Source organism: Alteromonas sp. AWM4_230, from assembly GCF_056158305.1.
Genome location: NZ_JBSWTB010000001.1, coordinates 2,866,822 through 2,890,288, shown reverse-complemented (window position 1 = coordinate 2,890,288; position 23,467 = coordinate 2,866,822). Strand labels below are relative to the sequence as shown.

Annotated in this window: 24 protein-coding genes and 1 pseudogene; 17 read left to right on the top strand and 8 right to left on the bottom strand. The window is 40.9% G+C overall.

Features of this window, described 5'->3' with window-relative positions:
• The first annotated feature begins 11 nt into the window (after positions 1 to 11).
• The 3 genes from proB (at position 12) to ACXACS_RS12435 (ending at position 3,447) form a co-directional block, all read left to right on the top strand.
• On the top strand, positions 12 to 1,121 hold the full coding sequence (gene proB, locus ACXACS_RS12445; RefSeq protein WP_474806981.1) for a glutamate 5-kinase: 1,110 nt from the start codon (positions 12 to 14) through the stop codon (positions 1,119 to 1,121).
• Entirely contained in the window at positions 1,118 to 2,365 is a 1,248-nt protein-coding gene (locus ACXACS_RS12440; RefSeq protein ID WP_474806979.1) for a glutamate-5-semialdehyde dehydrogenase, read from the top strand. Before proB ends, ACXACS_RS12440 begins: the two co-directional genes overlap by 4 nt.
• Positions 2,366 to 2,496: 131 nt before the next feature.
• On the top strand, positions 2,497 to 3,447 hold the full coding sequence (locus tag ACXACS_RS12435; RefSeq protein WP_474806978.1) for a mechanosensitive ion channel family protein: 951 nt from the start codon (positions 2,497 to 2,499) through the stop codon (positions 3,445 to 3,447).
• Between the two features lie 90 nt (positions 3,448 to 3,537).
• Here ACXACS_RS12435 and ACXACS_RS12430 read toward each other — a convergent pair whose 3' ends face one another.
• The gene (locus tag ACXACS_RS12430) at positions 3,538 to 4,092 is read right to left on the bottom strand and encodes an HNH endonuclease (RefSeq protein WP_269916549.1); all 555 of its coding nucleotides are present in this window, start codon (positions 4,090 to 4,092) and stop codon (positions 3,538 to 3,540) included.
• A 354-nt stretch (positions 4,093 to 4,446) separates the two neighbouring features.
• Between ACXACS_RS12430 and pnp the strand changes: the two genes are divergently transcribed.
• The 10 genes from pnp (at position 4,447) to ACXACS_RS12380 (ending at position 13,472) form a co-directional block, all read left to right on the top strand.
• Entirely contained in the window at positions 4,447 to 6,558 is a 2,112-nt protein-coding gene (pnp, locus tag ACXACS_RS12425) for a polyribonucleotide nucleotidyltransferase (protein ID WP_474806976.1), read from the top strand.
• Between the two features lie 162 nt (positions 6,559 to 6,720).
• Positions 6,721 to 7,014 carry a DUF1244 domain-containing protein gene (locus ACXACS_RS12420; RefSeq protein WP_012518312.1) on the top strand — a complete coding sequence of 98 codons (294 nt, stop codon included), beginning with the start codon at positions 6,721 to 6,723 and terminating at the stop codon, positions 7,012 to 7,014.
• A 281-nt stretch (positions 7,015 to 7,295) separates the two neighbouring features.
• The gene (locus ACXACS_RS12415) at positions 7,296 to 8,732 is read left to right on the top strand and encodes a TIR domain-containing protein (protein WP_474806975.1); all 1,437 of its coding nucleotides are present in this window, start codon (positions 7,296 to 7,298) and stop codon (positions 8,730 to 8,732) included.
• 92 nt (positions 8,733 to 8,824) lie between these two features.
• Complete coding sequence (locus tag ACXACS_RS12410; protein ID WP_474806974.1) at positions 8,825 to 9,268, top strand: hypothetical protein; 444 nt, start codon at positions 8,825 to 8,827, stop codon at positions 9,266 to 9,268.
• A gap of 135 nt (positions 9,269 to 9,403) precedes the next feature.
• A complete protein-coding gene (locus tag ACXACS_RS12405) occupies positions 9,404 to 9,604 on the top strand; it encodes a hypothetical protein (RefSeq protein ID WP_474806972.1) in 201 nt (66 codons plus the stop codon).
• Positions 9,605 to 10,050: 446 nt separating this feature from the next.
• Positions 10,051 to 10,395, top strand: a complete 345-nt coding sequence (locus tag ACXACS_RS12400; protein ID WP_474806970.1) for a hypothetical protein — start codon at positions 10,051 to 10,053, stop codon at positions 10,393 to 10,395.
• 122 nt (positions 10,396 to 10,517) lie between these two features.
• Complete coding sequence (locus tag ACXACS_RS12395) at positions 10,518 to 10,979, top strand: hypothetical protein (protein WP_474806968.1); 462 nt, start codon at positions 10,518 to 10,520, stop codon at positions 10,977 to 10,979.
• Between the two features lie 476 nt (positions 10,980 to 11,455).
• Positions 11,456 to 11,770 (top strand): hypothetical protein, encoded by a 315-nt coding sequence (locus tag ACXACS_RS12390; RefSeq protein WP_474806967.1) that lies wholly within the window; start codon positions 11,456 to 11,458, stop codon positions 11,768 to 11,770.
• Between the two features lie 341 nt (positions 11,771 to 12,111).
• Positions 12,112 to 12,540, top strand: a complete 429-nt coding sequence (locus tag ACXACS_RS12385) for a hypothetical protein (protein WP_474806965.1) — start codon at positions 12,112 to 12,114, stop codon at positions 12,538 to 12,540.
• A 383-nt stretch (positions 12,541 to 12,923) separates the two neighbouring features.
• Positions 12,924 to 13,472 (top strand): DUF6624 domain-containing protein, encoded by a 549-nt coding sequence (locus ACXACS_RS12380; RefSeq protein ID WP_474806963.1) that lies wholly within the window; start codon positions 12,924 to 12,926, stop codon positions 13,470 to 13,472.
• A 385-nt stretch (positions 13,473 to 13,857) separates the two neighbouring features.
• Here the strand turns inward: ACXACS_RS12380 and ACXACS_RS12375 are convergent, their stop codons facing one another.
• The gene (locus ACXACS_RS12375; RefSeq protein ID WP_474806961.1) at positions 13,858 to 14,097 is read right to left on the bottom strand and encodes a CcdB family protein; all 240 of its coding nucleotides are present in this window, start codon (positions 14,095 to 14,097) and stop codon (positions 13,858 to 13,860) included.
• A gap of 528 nt (positions 14,098 to 14,625) precedes the next feature.
• On the opposite strand from ACXACS_RS12375, the gene ACXACS_RS12370 reads away from it, so the two are divergent.
• The gene (locus ACXACS_RS12370) at positions 14,626 to 14,769 is read left to right on the top strand and encodes a hypothetical protein (protein WP_474806959.1); all 144 of its coding nucleotides are present in this window, start codon (positions 14,626 to 14,628) and stop codon (positions 14,767 to 14,769) included.
• Between the two features lie 400 nt (positions 14,770 to 15,169).
• Here ACXACS_RS12370 and ACXACS_RS12365 read toward each other — a convergent pair whose 3' ends face one another.
• From ACXACS_RS12365 to add, 3 genes are all read right to left on the bottom strand, one after another.
• Positions 15,170 to 16,078, bottom strand: coding sequence for an isopenicillin N synthase family dioxygenase (locus tag ACXACS_RS12365; RefSeq protein WP_474806957.1), 909 nt, complete (start codon positions 16,076 to 16,078; stop codon positions 15,170 to 15,172).
• A 67-nt stretch (positions 16,079 to 16,145) separates the two neighbouring features.
• Complete coding sequence (locus tag ACXACS_RS12360) at positions 16,146 to 17,807, bottom strand: hypothetical protein (protein ID WP_474806955.1); 1,662 nt, start codon at positions 17,805 to 17,807, stop codon at positions 16,146 to 16,148.
• 24 nt (positions 17,808 to 17,831) lie between these two features.
• Positions 17,832 to 18,902, bottom strand: a complete 1,071-nt coding sequence (gene add / locus ACXACS_RS12355; protein WP_474806953.1) for an adenosine deaminase — start codon at positions 18,900 to 18,902, stop codon at positions 17,832 to 17,834.
• A gap of 237 nt (positions 18,903 to 19,139) precedes the next feature.
• Here add and ACXACS_RS12350 point away from each other — a divergent pair, with 237 nt between their 5' ends.
• The 3 genes from ACXACS_RS12350 (at position 19,140) to ACXACS_RS12340 (ending at position 21,525) form a co-directional block, all read left to right on the top strand.
• A complete protein-coding gene (locus ACXACS_RS12350; protein ID WP_474806951.1) occupies positions 19,140 to 19,946 on the top strand; it encodes a helix-turn-helix domain-containing protein in 807 nt (268 codons plus the stop codon).
• A gap of 248 nt (positions 19,947 to 20,194) precedes the next feature.
• On the top strand, positions 20,195 to 20,674 hold the full coding sequence (locus ACXACS_RS12345; RefSeq protein ID WP_474806949.1) for a hypothetical protein: 480 nt from the start codon (positions 20,195 to 20,197) through the stop codon (positions 20,672 to 20,674).
• A gap of 491 nt (positions 20,675 to 21,165) precedes the next feature.
• The gene (locus tag ACXACS_RS12340) at positions 21,166 to 21,525 is read left to right on the top strand and encodes a hypothetical protein (RefSeq protein WP_474806948.1); all 360 of its coding nucleotides are present in this window, start codon (positions 21,166 to 21,168) and stop codon (positions 21,523 to 21,525) included.
• Between the two features lie 118 nt (positions 21,526 to 21,643).
• Here ACXACS_RS12340 and ACXACS_RS12335 read toward each other — a convergent pair whose 3' ends face one another.
• The 3 genes and pseudogenes from ACXACS_RS12335 to ACXACS_RS12325 all read right to left on the bottom strand — a co-directional run bounded on the left by ACXACS_RS12335 (position 21,644) and on the right by ACXACS_RS12325 (position 23,289).
• Positions 21,644 to 21,913 (bottom strand): CcdB family protein, encoded by a 270-nt coding sequence (locus tag ACXACS_RS12335; RefSeq protein WP_474806946.1) that lies wholly within the window; start codon positions 21,911 to 21,913, stop codon positions 21,644 to 21,646.
• A 12-nt stretch (positions 21,914 to 21,925) separates the two neighbouring features.
• Entirely contained in the window at positions 21,926 to 22,171 is a 246-nt protein-coding gene (locus ACXACS_RS12330; protein WP_474806944.1) for a type II toxin-antitoxin system CcdA family antitoxin, read from the bottom strand.
• A 141-nt stretch (positions 22,172 to 22,312) separates the two neighbouring features.
• Positions 22,313 to 23,289: pseudogene (locus tag ACXACS_RS12325) on the bottom strand (transposase).
• Positions 23,290 to 23,467: the final 178 nt, after the last annotated feature.

The following is a 23,467-nucleotide window of genomic DNA, read 5'->3' as shown; positions in this document are numbered from 1 at the left end:
AAAAGTTTATTATGAGTCATCCTAATTGGAAACGCGTAGTCATCAAAGTAGGTAGTGCACTAATATCGCCCAACCAGCAAGGTTGTAGCAGTCATTATCTTTTGAGCATTGCGCAATTTATCGTGCGATGCAGAGCTAACGGTACACAGGTTGTACTCGTGTCTTCCGGTTCTGTCGCAGCGGGTGCGCACCTGTTTCCAGAGCAAGAAAAGTCAGATATCGCGGTTAAGAAAGCCATGGCAGCGGCGGGTCAAACCGAAATGATTGCCACGTGGGACAGACTGTTCGATTTTCCGTCTGCCCAGATGCTACTTACCCATGCTGATTTGAGAGACAGAGAGCGTTACGTAAGTATTCGTGAAACCATATTCAGTTTGTTAGACAACAACATTCTGCCTATCGTTAACGAAAACGATACTGTAACTACCGACAAATTGAAGGTTGGTGACAACGATAATTTATCGGCCATGGTGGCGTCGGCGGCTGAAGCTGATGCACTGATCATCTGTTCAGACATTGATGGGTTGTACGACAAGAACCCACATGAACATGACGACGCAAAACTGCTTAAATCGGTTGATACCATCGATCAGAGCGTTTATGACATGGCTGGTGGTGCGGTTAAAGGCGGTGTTGGCACCGGTGGTATGCGCACCAAAATTGAAGCGGCCGAGAAAGCTGTTTCGCATGGTATAGATACATATATTATTAACGGCTTTACTGAACTGTCGTTTAATATGCTGCTAGCAGGTGAAAACCCAGGCACGCATTTCAAACCTCACGCCAAGCCAATGCAAGAGAATGTGCATTGGATGCGCCATACGTCAAATGCGCAAGGTGAGGTGATAGTAGAAGGCGACTTCGACGACTCTTTACATACTGACGCAGAGCAACTAACAAGTAGCGAAATTATAGACGTAAAAGGTGAGTTCTCGGTAGGCGACACCATATTGGTACGTAAAGAAGACGGCACTAAATTGGTGAAAGCCAAGTCGAACTACAGTAGTTGTTTATTGAATTTTATTGCGAATCAGGAAAGTGAAGAATTCGCCCACGAGTTTGAGGAAAAAACAGGGCCAATTATTTCTGATCAGCACATAGCAAATCTGGAGAAAGAATGAGTATTATTACAGAGTTAGCACAACAGGCGAAAAAAGCTGCACGTACACTGGCAATTCTAAGTGAGAGCCAGAAAAACGCGGTGTTAACTGATATGGCCGCGGCAATTCGTGAAAATAAAAGCAAAATTATTGAAGTAAACGAAAAGGAAGTTGCGCGCGCTAGAGAAAATAATCTAGATGCAGCCATGATTGACCGCCTAATCCTTAACGATGAGCGTATTGAATCAATGGCTGAAGGTATTGAGGTTATTGTTGAACTAGACGATCCGGTAGGCAAAGAGCGTGTTATTGGTACACGTCCTAACGGAATTGAAATTAAGAAAATGCGTATACCGCTAGGCGTTGTGTGCATGATTTATGAAGCACGACCTAATGTTACCGCTGACGCTGGCGCGCTGTGCTTTAAATCGGGCAATGCCGTAATTTTACGTGGCGGTAAAGAAGCCCTTGATACAAGTTTAGCCATTGCTGAACTTATGCAAGACGTGCTTGAAAAGCATAACTTGCCTAAAGCGCTAGTTACCGTTGTACCAAACCCAGACCGCGCATTAATGCAAGAGCTAATGGAACAACGCGACTACATCGACGTTATTATTCCACGTGGTGGTGAAGGCCTTATCAACTACGTAACTGATAACGCTAAAGTACCGGTTATCCAGCACTTCAAAGGTGTATGCCACCTTTATGTAGATAAGGATGCTGATTTAGAAAAAGCTATGGCTATACTTCTAAACGGTAAAACCCAGCGTACTGGTGTGTGTAATGCACTTGAAGGTTTGGTTGTACACCAAGCTATTGCGGGTGATTTCTTACCTAAAGTGGCCGATGCCTTTAAAGAGAAAGGCGTAACGGTTCACGTAAACGAAAAAGGTAGCCAGTATTTCGACGGCGCTGACGTAATTTCAGAAGACGCTTACGGTGAAGAGTATCTTGGTTTAGAAATCGCAATTCGCGTTGTTGATGACTTCGAAGGTGCAGTAGATCATATTGCTCAATTCGGTAGTAACCACACAGAAGTTATCGTTACTGAAGATGCTGAGAAAGGTAAGCTATTCCAACGCGCAGTAGATGCAAGTGTGGTAATGGTTAACGCTTCTTCACGCTTCTCTGACGGCAGCCAGCTTGGCTTAGGTGCCGAAATTGGTATCGCTACAACTAAGCTACATGCTTATGGTCCAATGGGCCTAGAATCGTTGACTTCAGAGAAATATCTGGTGAATGGTGAAGGCCAAATTCGCGACTAAATAATACTTGTTGCAACTGGTCGGCATTGTGCCGCAGGTTTACATGCTTCATAATGAAAAGCGCTGACATTCGTCGGCGCTTTTTTATTTTTATTCAAAGATTTACCCTCGCCAGTACAGACGGAGCATACATGGAGATTGTGATAGACCCCACGCAGTTATGGAATCAGCTTATTGCGTTTGCCAATGAGTATAAACTGCTGACATCACTACTACTTTTAATTGTATTGCACTTCTCTAAAAAAGGTGTGCTGTTGCTGATAAGACGAATCAGTTCTCAGCGCGGGGAAGATAGAAGAAACCAGATTAATATTTTAGAGCAGTTAGGGAACGCATTTATCATCATTGTGTTGATGATGGTGTGGAGCTCTGAAATACAAACACTCGCTATATCCATTGCCGCGTTTATGGTTGCTATAGTGCTAGCCACCCGAGAATTTATTCAATGTTTTATGGGCTTCATTTACTACCTAGGCGCAAGGCCATTCAGGGTAGGGGACTGGATCCAAATGAATAATATCATTGGTGAAGTAGTAGAAATGGACTGGGCAAAAACTGCGCTTTTAGAAGTTGACCCAGAAAGCTTTAACTACACGGGTAAACACGTTTACGTACCTAACAGTCAGCTAGTTACCCAAACCGTGCGTAACCTAAACTTTATGCGCCGCTACCGTTTGCACTCGTTTGAAATTGTTAACGAGCCTACGGTAAATGCGTATAGCTTGTTACCCGCTTTTCATGCTCGCGCTCAAGCCCATTGCGAATATTTTCGCGATGTAGCAGAACGTTATAAAGGCTTGATTGAACGTCATTTAGAACAAGAATTTATTCGTATAGACCCAGAAGTTGAGATTAAAACTAATGAACTGGCGAAAGTAGTGGTAAAGGTAAGTCTTTTCTGCCCAACAGCGGAAGCCCATGAGCTAGAACACAAGATGTGCTCTGACTGGTTAAGCTTGTGGTTTAGAGCGCAAAAAGAAGAGCAGGCGATGCTAATGCAACAGCAAAGCGAGATTGGTAACAGCAATCTTCAAGCGCAAGCTACTACAGAACAGCAAGCGACAACGAGTACAGGGTTGTAATACTCAACAAAGGAGCGACCTGTTTTCGAATTTACTGGTCGCTCAATGTTATTTGTTACCGTTCATTCGTTGTACTTTATCCGCCAAATTTCATTCGTTACATGTCCATTCCCGCTGGTGGGAAAAATGCCCTTCTAAAAACGCCATCTGATCTGCCAGTATGCGTCTGTTCATTAAATAAAAGCGCTCGTAAACATTGGGCCTAAATGGCACAGCGAGTAAAGGCATATTCGCTTCTTCAGGTGTTTTCGCTGCTTTGGCATGATTACATCGCTGACAAGCGGTGGCTACGTTCGTCCAGATATCTTTTCCGCCGCGAGAGCGGGGAATAATGTGGTCTCGGGTAAGCTGCTTTGGCGTAAACTTATTGCCGCAATACATGCACAAATAGCTGTCGCGCCTAAATAAATAGCGGTTGGTAAGGGCAACTTTGCCAGACAAATCTGTTACCTTGCCGTCGCAAGCGATAATACTTGATAGGGTAAGTTCGCTTTGCAGCCCTTCGTGATTCCAGCCACCTTTAAGCGTAATGGCATCACTGCCTAGCTCGAATAGCACCTTGTCCTGACTGTAAAGCTTTGCGGCTTGTTCAACATCTATCCACTCTTGTGGCATGCCTGCTTTATTAAGTCGAAGTACCAACATGGTTATCTCCTTAGCACACTAATATTAGACGTTCTTGTTATGAATAATCTTTATTGCCCGTATGTTTATAGCCAGTATATGGTTCACAGCATTACCTACGGGTTGTTACTTTGTTCGCTTTTTGTTCTAGCATACGCTGTTTTGTGTCAGTATGATGAAAATATAGTCAATAATTGAAATTTCACAGATATTTCATATAGTCATGGTGCCATGGTTGATAGCGATTTTTCGCAAATTCACTAAATAAATTCCACGCGGGGCTGTATTTGGCAATGGCATTACAGCTACTTCAAAGCTATACTATGCGCCGCGTTTAAAAGCGATAAAATAAAGATTGAAATTAAAGGACAAATAGTGACTCCTATTACTAAATCATTTCAGTATGGACAGCATACTGTAACTCTAGAGACGGGTGTAATTGCTCGTCAGGCGACAGCTGCGGTTCTTGCGAGCATGGACGACACGTCTGTACTGGTAACAGTAGTTGGTAAAAAAGAAGCAAAGCCAGATCAAGACTTCTTCCCTTTAACAGTAAACTACCAAGAAAAAGCATACGCTGCGGGTAAAATCCCAGGTGGTTTCTTCAAGCGTGAAGGTCGTCCATCTGAAGGCGAAACATTGACTGCGCGTCTTATCGACCGCCCAATTCGCCCATTATTCCCAGAAGGCTTCAAAAACGAAGTACAGGTTGTTGTTACTGTAATGTCTGCTAACCCAGATATCCCTACAGACATCATCTCTATGATTGGTACTTCTGCAGCGCTTGCTATCTCAGGTATTCCTTTCAACGGCCCAATCGGTGCGGCTCGTGTTGGTTATAGCAACGGCGAATACATTCTAAATACACGCGCAGAAGAGCAAGCTGAAAGCCAGCTTGACCTTGTTGTTGCGGGTACTGAAGGTGCAGTACTTATGGTTGAATCAGAAGCTGACGTGCTTTCTGAAGATACTATGCTAGGTGCGGTAATGTTCGGTCACGAGCAACTTCAAACTGTGGTTAACGCAGTTAATGAATTTGCTGCTGAAGTTGGCACTGAGAAGTGGGACTGGGCACCAGAAGCAGAAAACACTGCACTTAAAGACAAAGTTAAAGCACTAGCTGAAGCTGAAATGACTGCGGCTTACCAGATTTCTGACAAGTTAGAGCGTAAAGACGCAGTAACTGCAGCAACTGACAAAGCACTAGAAGCTATCCTTGCTGAAGACGAAGAGCAAGACAAGAAAGAAGTACTAGACCTTCTTCACGAACTTGAGTCTGACGTAGTACGTTCACGCATCCTTTCTGGCGCGCCACGTATCGACGGTCGTGAGCCTGCAATGATTCGTGCTCTAGACGTAGCAACAGGCATTCTTCCTCGTACTCACGGTTCTGCACTATTCACCCGTGGTGAAACGCAGGCAATTGTTGCTGCTACTTTAGGTACAGAGCGTGACGCACAGATGATTGACGAGCTTCAAGGTAAGCGCGACAGCCGTTTCATGCTTCACTACAACTTCCCTCCATACTGTGTTGGTGAAACCGGTATGATTGGTTCGCCTAAGCGTCGTGAAATTGGTCACGGTCGTCTAGCGAAGCGTGGTATTCAAGCAGTAATGCCAAGTGAAGAAGAATTCCCGTACGTTGTACGTGTGGTTTCTGAAATCACAGAATCAAACGGTTCATCTTCAATGGCGTCTGTATGTGGTACTTCACTAGCGCTTATGGATGCAGGTGTTCCAATTAAAGCGTCTGTTGCGGGTATCGCAATGGGCCTAGTTAAGAGCGACGACAACTTTGTTGTACTTTCAGACATCCTTGGTGACGAAGATCACCTTGGCGACATGGACTTTAAAGTAGCGGGTACTACCGGCGGTATTACTGCACTTCAAATGGACATTAAGATTGAAGGTATTACTAAAGAAATCATGCAAATTGCGCTTAAACAAGCAAAAGAAGCACGTTTGCACATTCTTAACGTAATGGACGAAGCAATTGGCGGTCACCGTGAAGAGCTAAGTGAATTTGCTCCACGCATTTACACAATGAAGATTGACCAAGACAAGATTCGTGACGTTATCGGTAAAGGCGGCGCAATGATCCGTCAAATTACTGAGGAGTCTGACACTAACATCGAGATTGAAGACGACGGTACTATCAAAATCTTCGCTACAGAGCGTGCGAAAGCAGACATCGCTATTGGCAAGATTGAGCAAGTAACGGCTGAGATTGAAGTTGGTAAGACTTACAACGGTAAGATTACACGTATTGTAGACTTCGGTGCGTTCGTAGAAGTACTTCCAGGTAAAGAAGGTCTTGTTCACATTTCACAAATCGCTCACGAGCGTGTGAACAAGGTTACTGACTACCTTAAAGAAGGTGAAATGGTTGACGTTAAGGTTATGGAAATCGACCGCCAGAACCGTGTACGTTTAAGCATTAAAGAGCTTCTAGAAAAGCCTGCGCCTAAGTCTGACGACGCAGAGTAATAGCAATTAGGTTTTAAACCTAGTTAGTTATGTTTAAGTAAAAAGGGAGCTTGGCTCCCTTTTTTCGTTTTAGGTTTTAAAAGAGATAACGGGTTGGGTTTTTACTTGTTAACCCACACGTTCAAGCTATAACGAAAAGTGCTTTTTTAGAGGTATTAGATAATGGATAAGCAAACGCAAACCGAAGTAGAAGCAGCGGTATTCCGCCGCTTAGTAGAACACCTAGATGCAAATAAAGACGTTCAGAACATCGACCTGATGATTTTGGCGGATTTCTGCCGTAACTGTTTGGCGAAATGGTATTCAGCCGCTGCAAGCGAGCAGGGCGCTGATATCGACTACGAAGCCGCACGCGAAGTGGTATACAAAATGCCGTATTCAGAGTGGAAAGAGAAGCATCAGCTTCCTGCTACTGATGAGCAGTTGGAAAAGCTGGCTGCTAGGCAGGGGAAGTAGTTTTTAGTTAGAACGACATTTATTTTTGTGTTTTGAAAGCCGGCTTATGCTGGCTTTTTTGTGTTTGGGTTGCGTGAAAGACACCAAAATCATCTGAATGTCGATTTGGTGTTTTTAATAAAAGAGCTAAAAACGACATTACGGTTTTTTCTTTATTTCTCTGGTGGTTATAGTTTAGAGTAGTGACATACAAAAATGATAAGTACCCTAAAGTGGTGTGGAATAGCATGACGGTTTGGGGACGAGTAAACTGTTATACCTAATCAGCAAGGAATGAAGAATTGAGTAATCCAAAGTTATTTATCTCTTACAGTTGGTCAAGCCATGATCATGAACAGCTTGTTCTTCAGATTGCAACAGAGCTGGCTGAATCTGGTGTCGATGTGATACTAGACAAGTGGGATCTAAAAGAAGGTCATGATGCGTATGCTTTTATGGAAAAGATGGTAACTGACCCAGAAATTAATAAAGTCGCAATAATCTCAGATAGAACTTATGCAGAAAAAGCAGACGGAAGATGCGGCGGTGTTGGCACTGAGACTCAAATTATTTCGCGCGAAGTATATGAAAAACAAGAGCAAGATAAGTTTGTCGTTATTGTTACTGAGAGAGATGAGAGCGGCAAGGCACACCTACCAACTTACTATAAATCTAGAATTTATATTGACCTTAGCGAACCAGATAGTTACGCAGAGAATTTTGAGAAACTGCTCAGGTGGATTTATAACAAACCACTATATGTAAAGCCGGAGGTTGGGAAAGCGCCTAGTTTTTTAGAAGAAAATGAGTCTGTTTCTCTGGGCACTTCATCTGCTTACAAACGTTCTTTAGATGCCATAAAGAATGACAAGTCAACAGCTTTTGGGTGCTTTGATGAGTACTTGAGCTTATTCACAGAAAACCTTGAACGCTTTCGCGTTCACGATGTAGAGGGTGAAATCGATGATGCAATTACATCAAATATAGAATCATTTATACCTTCTAGAAACGAGTATGTTCAGCTAATGATAGCGGTTGCTCAATACAAGCCTTTACCTGAGTTTTCTGAAAGGATTCATCGCTTTATTGAAAGTCTAATACCGTATATGGATAGGCCTGAGCATCTAACCTCATATAATCGCTGGGAGTTGGATAACTACAAATTTATTGTTCATGAACTTTTCTTGTACACGCTCGCAGTGTTTCTAAAGTACGAGCGTTTTGAGTTGGCCTCCTCGCTATTAATGCAGCAATATTTTGTTGGGGGAAGGTTTGAGTACGGCAGAGATACTATGATTGGTTTCGAAAACATCCGGCAATATATGGAGTCGCTTGAGCATAGGAACAAACGCTTAAAAACAAGAAGGTTGTCACTCCGAGCAGATCTATTGAAAGAGCGGTGTCACGGAACGGGCTTGGACTTTAGGTTTTTAATGCAAGCGGACTTCGTTGCCTTTATGCGCGCTGAAATCTCGGCGAGTGATGACTATAGCCGTTGGTGGCCAGAAACTCTGCTTTATTTAGGTCATTATGGTAGTTCTTTTGAAATATTCGCTCGCGCAAAGTCGAAAAAATACTTTGATCGAGTTAAAACGGTTTTAGGGATTGACTCTCCTGCTGATCTTGCAGAAGTTTTAGATTCATATAAGCAAGGCCGTAGAAGGTTACCGAGATGGGAGATGAGTTCATTTAATCCTTTCGCTCTGTTGGGGTATGAGAGCTTAGGTACATTACCGTAAAGGTATAACAAGGCGCTGCTGTCGGACAAATTTTCCGCTGCGCTCCAAATTTGCCGCAGAGCGCGGCGTTAGCTGCTACGGAAATTCTGAATTTGAAAACTATATTAACAATAACCTTTTTAACAGCGCTTTTATCTTTAGCTTGGTTGATCAGTGATCCTGATTATGAGCCAGCGATTGTTTTTTTGGGGGCAATTGGCACATTACTGGGAACTTGGCTAAAAAATCGTTATAGCCCGTCCGATACTCGTCAAATTGACACGACACTAGATGTTGATTCACTAATAAAATCACTAGAGAAAAGCTCAATTTTTGACAGACTCGATATTCTTCGCCAATGCATTAATAAAGTTGATACCATTTCTAGTAAACAAGCTTTTGAAATTATAGATGCACTATCAGTCCTAGACCGCCTTAAGGGAGCTAAAATCATCAGTAATAAAATTAAAAAGCCTTTAGGCCCGACGGCTATGGAAAAAATACTAGATATAATCAGTATTACTGATAGAAACAAAGCAATGGTTTATTTGAGTTAATACTAACCAAGACAGGCATGTTTATTTTTTGGGTGGAATGAAGCTGCAGCGTTTGAACTCTGTTTTGTTGTTTTTAATTTATGAGCGTAAAACGAAATCAAGGTTTTTCTTTATTTTTCTGTCTGTTGTGGGTTAATGCAGAATACTAAACAAGACAGGCATGTTTCTGTCTATATTAGAGGCAATGAGCTGTTAGCGCTTATGGCGAAAGCATTAAAGAAAATTATGCACCATTTCGAAAGCGTCAGTGCTGTATCGTCTAATTATGAAGAAACATTAAAAAGCCTAAATAAGACAGTCATCTTTTTCAGGGATGTTTATGAACTCGCTAATTAAGGATAATTAAATGAATAAAATACTACCACTAATCTCTTTTATGTTTCAATTGCACTTCCTACAACCACTGCTAAACAAGACAGGCTTCTTTGTGTAGCGTTAAATACCCCGAAATCATCTGCATGTCGATCTGGTGTTTTTAATAAATGAGCGAAAAACGACATTACGGTTTTTTCTTTATTTCTCTGTTGGTTATGGTTTAGAGTTGTAAGAAAAAAGGAGAGGTACTAAACAAGACAGGCATCTTTGTGTAGCGTTAAATACACCGAAATCATCTGCATGTCGATTTACTGTTTTTATTAAATGAGCGAAAAACGACAGTACGGTTTTTTCTTTATTTCTCTGTTGGTTATGGTTTAGAGTTGTAAGAAGAAAAAAGGAGAAGTGCCCCAAAATGGTGCGGATTAGCATGACGGTTTGGGGACAAGTAAACTGTTAGGCATACAATGAAATATATCGAAACATCTAAATTGTGGGCTGAATACCTAAAGCATATATCTACACTATCTACCGGTTCAATAGTAATAATTGCTACTTTTCTTGAAAAAATATTTAGTAATCCTGAATGGAAGTGTTTGGTTGTAATTTCGCTTATTGGTTTTTTGTGTAGCGTGTTATTTTCACTTGTTTCTTTTACATCCATCTCTTTATCCCATATATGCTGGGAGCAGGGGGAAGAGCCCCAAGACTGGGTTCAAAAAATGGGCGGTTATTCTATGTTTGTTACATGGATATCATTTGGTATTGCGATAACTACCTTTACTATTTTTGTCATAAAAAATATAGCGTAAGTATGCCTAACAAGCTGTTCAAGCGGGACTGCTAAAGTTTGGCTCGGTTTCGCTTCGCTACACATTTTAGCCAAACATTAATCAGCCCCTTAACAGGGCGTTAGCCACCAAGGATGGATCGAGTGTTAAAAAACAAATTAGCAGTTTTAAGACATGGCAAGAAGTCTTATTTAGAATTTCTCAGAAACCTGACACCTCAGGTTATTCTTCTTTCATTTGCGATAATCGTAGGAAAGCAACTCAATTTCACAGAGTTTGATTTAACAAATTCGCTACAAACCTCAATTTTTTACTCCCTCGCCATTTCATTTGTCATTGCGTTTGTTTGCAACGCTATTCAACTTTTTGAGAGCCTTTATCCTAAAACTGAACTTTGGTTTTCACGTTGTTACACGTATGCCGCAAGAAGGAAAAAGTCAAAAAGTTACGGACTTTACTGGGTCACTAAATGCCTAATATGCAGAAAAATACTCTTTGTAATCGAATTTGTATTTCTATACTTTTTCCTGCAGGTTAGTTTAGGAATTGTCGTAGTTATGGCTGCCAAGTCGGCAGCCGAACTGTTAACGGTAAATGGCGGCTAACAAAGCGCTTAACACGTTCAGGAAGATCGAGTATGAATCACTTAAAGTTAATTTTATTCAGTGTACTAAACAAGACAGGCATGTTTGTGTAGCGTTAAATACACCGAAATCATCTGCATGTCGATTTGGTGTTTTTAATAAAAGACTAAACAAGACAGGCATGTTTGTGTAGCGTTAAATACACCGAAATCATTTGTATGTCGATTTGGTGTTTTTGGACTAAACAATAAAGGCTAAACGAGACAGGCATCTTTGTGTAGCGTTAAATACACCGAAATCATCTGCATGTCGATTCGGTGTTTTTAATAAATGAGCGAAAAACGACATTACGGTTTTTTCTTTATTTCTCTGTTGGTTATGGTTTAGAGTTGTAAGAAGAAAAAAGGAGAAATGCCCCAAAATGGTGTGGATTAGCATGACGGTTTGGGGACGAGTAAACTGTTATGTGCAGCTCCACCGACAAAAAGGATTCTATCTTGGAACACAGAAATACACTTGCGCTAGAAGTTACAAAGCAAATAATTACCCTTAGTGTGTCAACAATTGGGCTTTTGATTGTCGCTCTAAAAACAATTTTAGAGGGACATGAGATTAACGATTTTTACTATCCCACTTTAAGCTTAACTTTTGCAATTATATCTGCAGTATTGGCCCAAATGGCGCTAATTGGCAAAGCTCAGGGCGATAGAAAGGCTTTTTATATTATAAGTGATCAAACAATGATTATAGTAGCTTGGGCTTTCTTTCTATTGGGTATATTTCTTACTTTGTATACATTGTTTGCACATTAACTAAATAAGACAGGCACGTTTTTGTCTATTGCACAAGTGTCTGCGCCCCAATATTTTAAAGTTACGCACAGGGCAAAACTAAAAAACTAAACAAAATACTAAACAAGACAGGCATATTTCTCTTCTGGGCTTGCGTGAAATACACCAAAAGCACCTGCTCGCCGAATTGGTGTTTTTAATAAATGAGCTAAAAAAGACATTACGGCTTTTTCTTTATTTCTCTTGTGGTTATGGTTTAGAGTAGTGACATGTAAAAATGACAAGTACCCTAAAGTGGTGTGGAATAGCATGAAGGTTTGGGGACGAGTAAGCTGTTATATTTTACTCTAGCATTGGTGTACATGAAGAAATTATCAAACAGACAACTTGTAATCATCATTATTATTCTGCTGGCTATAATTGCATTCCCAACTTTAAAGTCTGGTTATAAGTCATTGGCGAATAGTGTTAGTAAGCAAGTAGAGCGAAACAAGCACTCTTATTGCCAGCGTGAGTTTCCTGATTACCTTAAGAAAGCCATTTCTAAAGAAGAATTAAGGGTTTTAGTAGATAAAATACTGGCTGAGGATGTTCATGGGAGTTACGACATGATGTACAAAGATGAATATAACAATCCCAAAGGCTTATCTACCCACGAAATGCTAACAAAGCTTCATAGTTGGCGTTTAAAAGACAAGCAATTCCATGCTGCCTACTTCGATTCATATTCAAATAAATGCACAAGAGGTGGTATTTATATAACGGATGAGCTTCCCTGGTATCGTTTATAAAATATAACAAGGTGTTCAAGTCGGATTCGTAACTGTTGGCTCGGTTCCGCTTCGCTACACATTTTAAGGATTAAACAAGACAGGCATGTTTGTGTAGCGTTAAATACACCGAAATCCTCTGCATGTCGATTTGGCGTTTTTAATAAATGAGCGAAAAACGACATTACGGTTTTTTCTTTTTTTCTCTGTTGGTTATGGTTTAGAGTTGTAAGAAGAAAAAAGGAAAAGTGCCCCAAAATGGTGTGGATTAGCATGACGGTTTGAAAGCTAAAAAAGACAGGCATGTTCCGCTAAAAAGTTATAAATTTTGTGCTTATTTTAATTATTTAAACTAGCCGCATTATTCACCCTTAATGGGTGTTTAATCCTCATGGAAGAGACAGATGAAGTATTTATATTTAATAGCTTGTATAACAACCTTAAGCAATCCCTCATACGCTAATGAAGAGTTCTCCGATTTGCGCGCTGAGTTACTTGAAATGATGAAGCTCGATCAAGACACATTGCACGGTAAAACTCAGTTAAACTTTGGAGTGCTTAGCGCAAAGCAATCTCAAAGAGTCCAAGAGATAGTTGAAGAATTTGGCTGGCCAACTATAGAGATGGTAGGTAAAGAAGCTTCTCAAGCGGCGTGGATTATTGTGCAACACGCAGACCACGACCTTCAGTTACAAAAAAATATGCTGTCGATGATGCGTCCTTTGGCCTTAACTAAAGAGATTGACCCAGGTAACTACGTATATCTTTATGACAGAATTCACACGCCTCAACTCTATGGAACACAAGGTAAATGTGAGGGTAGTACCTTTAAACCTTTTCCAGTTCAAGACATAGAGAAAATAAATACGCGAAGGGACGAAATGGGAATGTCAACGGCACAAGAATATTGGGATATGGCCTCAGAAAGAATGTGTGGAGCCAGCAAGCACTAAAAATGTTAGCGCTCTTTCAGGAAGTTTGAATACGAGCGCGCCCTGTGGTTACTTTAATGCACGATACGAAAGATACGCTCTTTATGTGCTAAATGATGTACCGAAAGCGTGTAGACTAAAATAATTTAAAAAAGGCAGCTTTAAGACATGGAGTCAGTCATATTTAATCACAATTCAGTAGAAAGTAGTTCTGCGGATAATAAGTTCTTTGCTTTGTTCGCACTATTTATTACTTTCTTGGTGTTCGGTGGGTTTGCTCTAATACTAAACAAGACAGGCATATTTGTTTCACGGATGGAGTAGACTAAATAAGGCAGGCTCATTTGTGCACGTTTTTGGCCACATTACGCCGTAATGTCCACGTGCCGGAGTCTGAAATCGAAGGCTATATTCCAGTAATAGCAAAGACAATTGCACTTATTAGCAATTCGCGGGATTGCGCTAAAGAACCGATGCAGTCCTTGAGCACATATTCGGGTATGGAACTAATTTGCTGAGCTAGGAATAGGTATGTCTCGCCTTCGAATTCTATCTCCGGTGTTAGGTTTTTCATATAAAGACTATTTCTAGTCTTATTCTTTGTGAGCGGTACGACTAACCTTGTGGAACTAAATAAGACAGGCATGTTTGTGGATATACGGAATCACCATGAAAAGCAAACTATCACTTGCACAATATACTTAATAAGACAGGCATATTTCTTTTCTGGTCTTGCGTGAAATACACCAAAAGCACCCGCTCGCCGATTTGGTGTTTTTAATAAATGAGCTAAAAACGACATTACGGATTTTTCTTTATTTCTCTGTCGGTTGTGGGTTAAAGTCGTTAGACAAAAAGGATAAGTACCCCAAAGTAGTGCGGATAAGCATGACAGTTTGGGGACGAGTAAACTGTTATATTTTTATTGAATCTGCGAGTAAGCTGACCGTGTTAGCTTGCTTAAAGTAGGAGGCTTGCTGGCCTCCGTTGGCAATCTTAGCCGATTGCTGAAGGTGAGAACTATTTCGGACTCATAACTTGATCGCGTCGAGTCGCGTAATAATCGCAACCCTGTTATGAATAACTGAGATAGTTTGTAGCTGCCGCCCAAAGCCGATTCGCGATAGGTAGTGGGTAAGCGCCCGGCAAGGCGCTATATAAGTTCGAGTCTTTAATGACTCAACCGGTTGAGTCGGTAAATTGGATTAACGCCATGTCTACCAAACTCAGCATTCAGGTTAAAGTTGATGTAGCAAAAGTTATCACGGCCTTTACTGGCTTGTGTTTAGCTCTTGCACACATTGCTGGATACCTGTAAAAAGTCCTGTGGGGTGTAGTCAAACACTCCACAGGCATTAAAAATATAACACATATGAGCCTCCGAAGACTGAATAAGACAGGCATCTTTCGTTACACTAAAAAGACTAAATGTGACAGGCATGTTTGTGTGTACTAAACAAGACAGGCATATATCTTTTCTCCGTAGAGCAAGCTTTTGACGCACGCTGTTACCGCGTTCCGACGAGTTTTATGCATTTTATAGCTGACAAGTAATACGACATTATTCACAATAGATAGGGCATTCATGACTGTTTGGCCTCGGTGAAGTTTGGCGATTGATCTGATCACCAAACGTCATGAATGTTCCTATCTTTTTTATCTCACTGATATCGTTATTTTATTTGTGGGGATACCTCAGACTCTGACCCCATTATTTATTAGGTATGGGTTGCCAAGAGTTTCATTTGGATATGTTCTCCAGCGGTAATAGGGGGATATTTTGCTGGGTTACTTTCACTAGTACAGCTTTCAATAACTTCAACATTTGTTGCTGAGTCAGGGTCCATGAATAAAGCTATTGAAAAACGCTCTTGCTGACCTATTTTTGGCTGGACGCGATGTAGAGTAGACTTATATTTTCCATTCGTCCAACGCTCCATCAAGTCACCTGTATTAATGATAATAGCGTTTTCAACATAATCTACTGCTTGCCATTTACCCTCTTTGTCTTTCACTTCTAAACCTCCCACGCTATCTTGAAATAGCAGTGTAATAATACCGTAATCGGTATGTGCGCCAGCCCCCAGTTGTGTGGGGTTAACTTCTGGTCCCACCGATGGATAGTGAAGTAATCGTAAAGAAACATTCTCATGGTTGAAGCACTTTACAAAATAGTTCGGTTCGACATCTAACGCTGACGCTATAACAGTAAGAATTTTATTAGAACAGGCAATCAAATCGTGGTAGAAACTAATGCTGTTATCTCGGAACTCGGGAGATGGCCAACACGTTTTATCTTGCGCATATTTAAATGGCGCGCGCATGGTAAAGGTTTCTTTTAAATCCGCAGGTTTAAGTGGGTCTAGTTTTTCTTTTAGCATGCCGTGGTAACCGAAATTATCTGCGGCACTGGTATACGCAAACTTCTCTTTTTCTATGTCACTTTTCGCAAAGAAGTCTTTGCTAGTTGCAAACTCTTTCGCCAGTACATCATCATCTATACCAATATTAGTTACCGCCATAAACCCAATGTCGGTTAGTGCGCGACTAACTTGCTCTCCAATCGTTGCTATTGCTTCCTCATTCGTTTCATCGTACGAACTAAAATCAATCAAAGGGATTTTCATCAAAATCATTCCTATCTTAAGGTTATTAAAATAACTATATGGTTCAAGAGCTTAATATTAGAGCCTGTTAATACGATTGCTGTTTTTGAAACGACAAACCATATAAAAATATGGCGCTTATTAAGTAGGCCGCAGCAATTTCATAAGGCATTGAGAGTAACCTCTCACCAATATGAGTAGGCAATTGCCAAGGAAAATACATCGCCCCTGATGGCGCGACAGAATGGACAATTCCAAATAGAGAAAGTAGTCCACCAATAATTAGAAATAGTGACGCTTCACGTAACCGTTTATCCATCATGAGTGCCACGGTAGAACCCCATAAGATGGCAGTTAAAATGTAACCTTGAGAGAGTACGCGAAGTGCGTAATAACTGTTGTACCATTCACTAGATAACAGCGTGTGTAGTCCAAATTTTAAGGTGTCAGGTAATCCACCTGCCATTGCGGTATCTATTTTATTTTGGACGGATAGCATACCGAAATGCAGTGTAGTCATGATTTCATCAATCTTTATATAGAGTAAGTTCATTACCGCAGGCACCATGGCAACAACAATGGCTGGGGAATGGTTTGACTGTCTGGAACTCGCAAATGCCAGACTAACTATATCGATGCTGACAATGACCAGAAGAGGAAAAAAAATGGTTGCAGGTATGTAACTAAGCATTAAGTTTAATAGCCCGCTTAAACAAACGATAAGCATCGCAATAATAGTGAGGATAACGTAGACATGGCCAGCCCCCATACGCTTATAGGTTTCGATCCCAAGATATGGCGTAGTTTGTCCAATGCCTCCAAACAGGCCTAATACAAACGTGGCTGCAGCGTCTGTAAGTAACACATTACGGGAAGAGTAATCATTACCAGAGTGCTTGGCCGCAGCCACAATATTGGTTGCTATTACCGACACCAAGATAGCCAAGGGCGCGATGATTGCCAAATAACCCAATGTATTACCAAATAGATGCTGAAGACTACCAAGTTGCAATATAGGAATATGTAGCCCTAAAATTTCGTTACTATCTAAGATAATACGCTGATGTTCAGGTATAAAACCCCAGCTTTCAACGAGATAATACAAGGGAATACACACGATCATTGCGGCAAGTGTTCCAGGCAGGCCACCAGGAAGTTTTACATGGGCCATTAAACTGACTAGGCAAATTATTAGCGATAGAAAGCCTACAATAGGCACCTCAAAAGCCGATAAAACAGGGTTAGCTCCTAGCCAAACAAATGCGACACCAGCAATAGAGCCTAAAGTGCCAGCAATGGGAATGAAACGGCGCATGGTTTCACTACAAAAGGCTAAAGCGAACTTAATAATTCCCAACCAAAGTGATGCCCCCATACCCACATACCAACTGTAGCGAAGTGCAGTATCAAGATCGTCGAATTTTAGTTTGAATAATTGAAGAGACGGCGCTATCACCAGAAAGATGATTGCCACCACGCTAGTAATATCAATTCCTAGTGGTAGTGCCGTTTTCATTATGCCTGTTTGCTTGCTTAGGGCGATTGCCATGCGTATGTATATAACGTTGCCAACAAGTACCCCAACTGCAAGCGCGGGCACAATGTTTTCAATGATAAATAGTAGTGGATAACCAATAAAAGATAGTAAGCCAACGAGTACAAACATGGTTACTACAATGTCGAAAAAAAACGTAAGAAATGCATTAAATTCAGACCTGACATTGCTGCTAAATAATTTGTTATTGAGCATTGAACTTCCTATAGTTTTTGAGTGTTATTTAGCGATTGATTTTGTTTTAGTATCATGTAGATGAGTGTAGTCGGCGATTAAACGATCAATTTCAGCAGACCATGACTTATACCATTTTTCTTTTTTGTCTTCGGATAACCAAGCCGCCAAAACACCATTTAAAATAAAGGTTTTTATATCACTGAGGGAAAAGCCCATTTTCTTCACCATTAACATATATTCGTTGGTTAAATTGGTGCCCATCATTGGAGGATCATCTGAATTTATCGTTACTTTCAAGCCTGCGTTGATCATGCGTTTAATTGCATGATTATCATCGCTTAAATCGTGCCAGCGTGTTGTGATAGTTGATGTACTTGGGCATGCAGTGAAAAATATATTTCGATTAGCAAAGTCAGTTAACATCTCTGGATTATCAACAATGTGGTAGCCATGATCTATGCGTTCACAGCCAAGAATATCCACTGAGGCCTTAACATTACTCGCAGGTCCTGCCTCTCCTGCATGAGCGGTTAATCTAAGCCCGTTTTTTTTAGCCCGTTTAAAGATTTCTGTATGCAACTCAGGGGGAAAGGGAGCTTCATAGTAATCCAGACCGATACCTACAATTTCTTCACAGGGATACTGTAAAATCGTATTCAAAAACGCCAGATTTTCTTCAGGTGATTTTTCACGATTAATACCAGGAATTAGCTGGCATTCAATGCTAAAAGTTTCGTAGGCGCGCTTAAGGCCAGCTCGTATTCCGGTTAAGCACGTGAGGTAGGACACGCCATGGGGATAATGGGCTTGAGGACTGAAGAATAACTCTACGTAACGAGCACCGTTTTTGTTGCAATTGGCCAAACATTCAAAGGTAACTCGCTCAAAGTCACTTTCATCCACTATTGACTCACATACTAAATTGTAGACAGTCAAAAATGCAGCTAAGTCATTATCGAATTTATATAAATCAGCTGGTTCTTTGTAATCTGGCAATTGAACATTGTTTTTCTTTGCTAGGTCTATAAGGGTTTCTGGCAAGACGGAGCCTTCCAAATGAAGGTGAAGCTCTGCTTTAGGAAGAGCTGCCATCAATGCCTGTAAGCTATCCATGGTGATGTCCTTAGTAATTGTAAATAACTCTGATATCTAAATCATCGATTGCCAGAGTTGGTATCTATTCACAGTAAAACTGTACTAACAACTATCAACATTTATACCAAGCACTCCCAAAACAGCATGCTATTATGTGTCTGAGATTACGAATCTCTTGATGCAAGAATTACTAGGTGAATAAGTGTATCCTCATAATTTCTGTCCACAAATAGCTAAATTTTTAGGTAAGTATCTATGCAATTGAATGAGCAGATCTTTGTTTTTGGGAAATCACATTACCCCTTGGGCGGGGATTATGGACCTATTGAACAAGAGCATATTAATTTATCTTACATTCTAGAAGGTATAGTTCGCTATCAGAGCGATGATAAAATCTACACGTTTAAAAAAGGAGAGTTAGTATTTATCTACAATTCGTATTTATTTAAAGGCGAATTTGAACCGGGAAGTTCAGTGATGTGGTGCCATTCAGGTGCCTTAGATTTCCCCCCAGAAAAACGGATTGAGATAAAAGCTCTGCCGTTATCAACCGCACCATCACTTTTGCTATTAGAGTTGCTGGAACACGGCAGTAAGCTGGTTCTAGAAGGGAATGTAGATGATGTCAATGTACGCAATACACTTGGAATGGCTGCATTTTATGAATACTTTCGGTTAGTAAAATTAGCCGAAGTTGATAAATGCTTATCGGTTTGCGTACGGAAAACCAGAGATTACATTGTTAAGAATTACGCCCAAGCATGTGACCTGAAGACGTTTGCAAGAGTTGCTCGCGTCACCCCAAATTACTTATTAACGTTATTTAAGACACAAATGGGTCTCTCGCCGACGGATTATCTCTGGCACATTCGCATTGAAAATGCCGTAGATCAACTACAACATACCGGTTTATCTGTGTCTGAGGTGGCACAGCATTGTGGATTTAAGACCTCTCAGCATTTTAGTCGCACCATAAAGGAGCATTATGGAAAAACACCGACCCAACTTAGAGCACAAAAGTGGGAAACAGACCCCATTCAAATTGATAGAGAGTTGAAGTAACCCCATTGACTAAACAATGACTAAACAAGACAGGCATCTTTGTGTAGCGTTAAATACCCCGAAATCATCTGCATGTCGATTTGGTGTTTTTAATAAATGAGCGAAAAACGACATTACGGTTTTTTCTTTATTTCTCTGTAGGTTATGGTTTAGAGTTGTAAGAAGGAAAAAGGAGAAGTGCCCCAAAATGGTGTGGATTAGCATGACTGTTTGGGGACGAGTAAACTGTTATGAGTCCTAGGAGAGTCATGGAGTTATCCCATAAACAATGGATGTATGGTGGGGCTGCATTATTGGCAGCAGTATCAGGCATTATCGTGTTAGGTGGTGTGCCCAACGTCTGGGTTCCAATGCCTCTACCGATTGTGCTTGTTGCGTTTATTACCTTAATTCTATTCCCTTTCGTCACTCCAGCACTTTACCTATCGGTACTTAAACTCTCATCTTCGTCAGAACACTTCCCTAGAATTGTCTTGACTTTAGTGGCCATTCTTGGCGTTCTTAATATCCTTTACTTTCAAAGTGCTTGGGAATATGGCGTCAAATATCAGGGCCCTGAACACACCAAAGTTGTGGCGATTGAAAATATAGTGGGCTTTGGCATTGCGCTGGCAATATCTATCGCTGCATTAGCTAAAGGGTCGAGACCGCTGGCATATGCTGCAAATCTCACATTATTCGTATTGCTGTCGTGGTGCGCATTTCCGTATCTAGGGGAGCTTCCGTAGTGGCAACTCATAACAAGTCAATCAACTACGCGCCTTCGGCGCCGGACGCAGCAAAGCTGCGCCGGTTATTGAGGCGTTAGGTGCTCTCAGAATGTTTAACCTTCATGGAATGAAATGGCCAAAATCGAAAGAGTTTGTTCAGTCTGAACCATCATAAAACAAGACAGTCATTTTTTTACACTAAAAAGACTATACTACTAAACAAGACAGGCATGTTTGTGTGTTTGTGTAGTCAGAACACTTCCCTAGAATTGTCTTGGCTTTAGTGGCCGTTCTTGGCGTTCTTAATATCCTTTACTTTCAAAGTGCTTGGGAATATGGCGTCAAATATCAGGGCCCTGAACACACCAAAGTTGTGGCTATTGAAAATATAGTGGGCTTTGGCATTGCGCTGGCAATGACTAAAGCGACTAAACAAGACAGTCTTTTTTGTTTATCGAGATATACATTTTGTGCGTGTCCTATTTCTTTTCTCTTGAGGTTTTAAAAAAGTGAATAATCCAGACGAAGTTTTTCATCATCTCAAAGATATACTGACTCCATATTCCAATGGCATGGTCGTGGTCACTGATAATCCCGATAATTTTTATTTGAACACGCATCACGTTATGAAAAACAAGAAGCCAATGTATTTTGGCTCAGTCAAAATCAATAAGAATTATGTCAGCTTTCATCTGATGCCCGTTTATGTATTTCCAGAATTATTAGAAAGTCTATCGCCAGAGCTTCAAAAACGAATGCAAGGCAAATCTTGCTTTAATTTTAAAGCAACAGATGCCAGACTCTTTCAAAAGCTCAAGGAATTGACTCGGGCAGGGTATGAAAAGTACCAAAAAGCAGGTTACTTGTAGTATCGGGGCCGGCGCTTAACGCGTGAAACTAAACAAGACAGGCATGTTTCTGTATACCCACCTATCTGAGTTGTTATAGAAAGCTATATTCCAGTAATAGCAAAGTCTATTGCACCTATTAGCAATTCCCGGGATTGGTCCAAAGAACCGATGAGTCCTTTAGCACATCTTCGGGTATGGAACTCAGTTGTTGAGTCAGAAATAGGTATGTCTCGCCTTCGAATTCTATCTCCGGCGTTAGGTTTTTCATGTAAAGACTATTTCTAGTCTTATTCTTTGTAAGCGGTACAACTAACCTTGTTGCTAATTGGTCAATTACAGAGTTCTGAACATCTACAAGAAAAGGGTAAGCTTTATTTGTTTTTTGAGCTTGGGTTTCTGTAAACATCAAACTGTGTCATTAGAAGTTCCTGTACTCATCACCTATACAGCCGTTCTCAGCAATAAACTCGTTGTACGCAGCGATGGCAGCTTTGTTTTCTTTTTTCCATCTTTCTTCTTCAACGCTTTTCAACTTGTCTTTAAGTGCCTGTTCTAAGGTTGCAGACAGGTTAACTTTCAAGTCTCTAGCTTTTTGCAATAAGTCACTGTTTAAGCTTAAATTAGTCGCTTTTTTTGGGGCATGGGTGTCATATAAATCTTGCATGCAATTACTCCAAATGGCCGTACATATCAAGTATACGCATGCGGATGCGCATTGTAAAAATGCCTTCTAGTTAACGAGGCAGAAATCTTTGTGCAGAAATATACATTTTGTGTCCGTCTTGCTATCTACTAAGCGGTAGAGCTAACCAAGTAAGCGCATTGCACTTTGTCGGCCTTGAACCCGTTGCAGATGTTGATTGTGTGCGTATTGCTCTAGGTGAGTCACTTTGCCGGCGGCGTGCTTAAAGCAGGTTTCAAACTGCGTCGTTAAAGTTATCCAATGTTCGTGTTCAATATTGAGACGCTCTAAAATAGGGGGCAGGTTATGCTGAACCTTGCCGCGTTTATTTGGATGAATATATCGGCTGGTTATATCTACAAGCTGTAAGTAGTCTGGAAGAGTAAAAGGTAAACCGTGTGGCATCTCTTGCCTTGGATTGCCTGCAAAAGGCATAAGTCTTTTCGGTGTTTTGCCTACTTTAGCTGCGTTAATACGGTATTGAATGCTGGTATGGTCCGATGTTTCAGGCGTTTTGGCCATCTTTGCTCGTACTGGGTTTAAATCAACATAAGCCATACAGGCGGCAAGGGCCGCTGATCCAATAGCGCTTGAGATTTAAAACGTCCTTCCCAAAAATGCCCTGTGCAGTTGTCTTCTTTATTTGCGGCCCTGGCAATGTATTCATTTAGTGCACGCATAAACCAGCTGATATCAAATAGCCTTTTACGCCATACTTCAGCCGTTAACTCCACCGTTTTAATTTGGATTTCATGTAAGTCTTTACGTGAATCTGGTGACATGTAGCGCTGCGAGAGTAATGTGCCCCTGTACAGTTTGTGCCATCGTTGAATCACGTCCTCTGTACTTAGTGCGTCTGCTTTCTCTTTGTTTACGTGCAATACCAGATGCGTATGATTACTCATTACCGCATAAGCACATACATCAATTGCAAACACCTCACTTAAAACATGAATACGGTCTTCTACCCATTGGCGACGATGTTCAAAACTTCTACCGTTTTCCTCGCCACATAAAAAGGCACGACGTACACAGCGGGAAATACAGTGATAATAGGGCGTATCCGATAAACTAATTTGAGACTTTCGGGCTTTAGGCATTGCGACTTTCTTACTCTGATTTACTTGTTCAGCAGTTTGGATAGGGATTTAGATTAAAGAAAGTGTACGAGGGGACAGTTTTGATTTTTGATTTTTCTACTAATCATGCCTTTCATGTTAAGTTTTCAGTTTCGTTATGCCTGTCATTTTAAGTTTTGGTCTTGCCTTACAGAGAAGG

Bases quoted from the DNA above. Each gene is read 5' to 3' on its own strand.
- ACXACS_RS12420 (WP_012518312.1), top strand. From the start codon at position 6,721: ATGGATAAGCAAACGCAAACCGAAGTAGAAGCAGCGGTATTCCGCCGC.
- ACXACS_RS12375 (WP_474806961.1), bottom strand. From the start codon at position 14,097: ATGCCTGTCTTATTTAGTTCCACAAGGTTAGTCGTACCGCTCACAAAG.
- ACXACS_RS12330 (WP_474806944.1), bottom strand. From the start codon at position 22,171: ATGCAAGATTTATATGACACCCATGCCCCAAAAAAAGCGACTAATTTA.
- ACXACS_RS12360 (WP_474806955.1), bottom strand. From the start codon at position 17,807: ATGCTCAATAACAAATTATTTAGCAGCAATGTCAGGTCTGAATTTAAT.
- ACXACS_RS12430 (WP_269916549.1), bottom strand. From the start codon at position 4,092: ATGTTGGTACTTCGACTTAATAAAGCAGGCATGCCACAAGAGTGGATA.
- ACXACS_RS12370 (WP_474806959.1), top strand. From the start codon at position 14,626: ATGACTCAACCGGTTGAGTCGGTAAATTGGATTAACGCCATGTCTACC.
- ACXACS_RS12440 (WP_474806979.1), top strand. From the start codon at position 1,118: ATGAGTATTATTACAGAGTTAGCACAACAGGCGAAAAAAGCTGCACGT.
- ACXACS_RS12335 (WP_474806946.1), bottom strand. From the start codon at position 21,913: ATGTTTACAGAAACCCAAGCTCAAAAAACAAATAAAGCTTACCCTTTT.
- ACXACS_RS12385 (WP_474806965.1), top strand. From the start codon at position 12,112: ATGAAGAAATTATCAAACAGACAACTTGTAATCATCATTATTATTCTG.
- ACXACS_RS12380 (WP_474806963.1), top strand. From the start codon at position 12,924: ATGAAGTATTTATATTTAATAGCTTGTATAACAACCTTAAGCAATCCC.
- ACXACS_RS12435 (WP_474806978.1), top strand. From the start codon at position 2,497: ATGGAGATTGTGATAGACCCCACGCAGTTATGGAATCAGCTTATTGCG.
- ACXACS_RS12345 (WP_474806949.1), top strand. From the start codon at position 20,195: ATGGAGTTATCCCATAAACAATGGATGTATGGTGGGGCTGCATTATTG.
- proB (WP_474806981.1), top strand. From the start codon at position 12: ATGAGTCATCCTAATTGGAAACGCGTAGTCATCAAAGTAGGTAGTGCA.
- ACXACS_RS12365 (WP_474806957.1), bottom strand. From the start codon at position 16,078: ATGAAAATCCCTTTGATTGATTTTAGTTCGTACGATGAAACGAATGAG.
- ACXACS_RS12350 (WP_474806951.1), top strand. From the start codon at position 19,140: ATGCAATTGAATGAGCAGATCTTTGTTTTTGGGAAATCACATTACCCC.
- ACXACS_RS12405 (WP_474806972.1), top strand. From the start codon at position 9,404: ATGCAGAATACTAAACAAGACAGGCATGTTTCTGTCTATATTAGAGGC.
- add (WP_474806953.1), bottom strand. From the start codon at position 18,902: ATGGATAGCTTACAGGCATTGATGGCAGCTCTTCCTAAAGCAGAGCTT.
- ACXACS_RS12400 (WP_474806970.1), top strand. From the start codon at position 10,051: ATGAAATATATCGAAACATCTAAATTGTGGGCTGAATACCTAAAGCAT.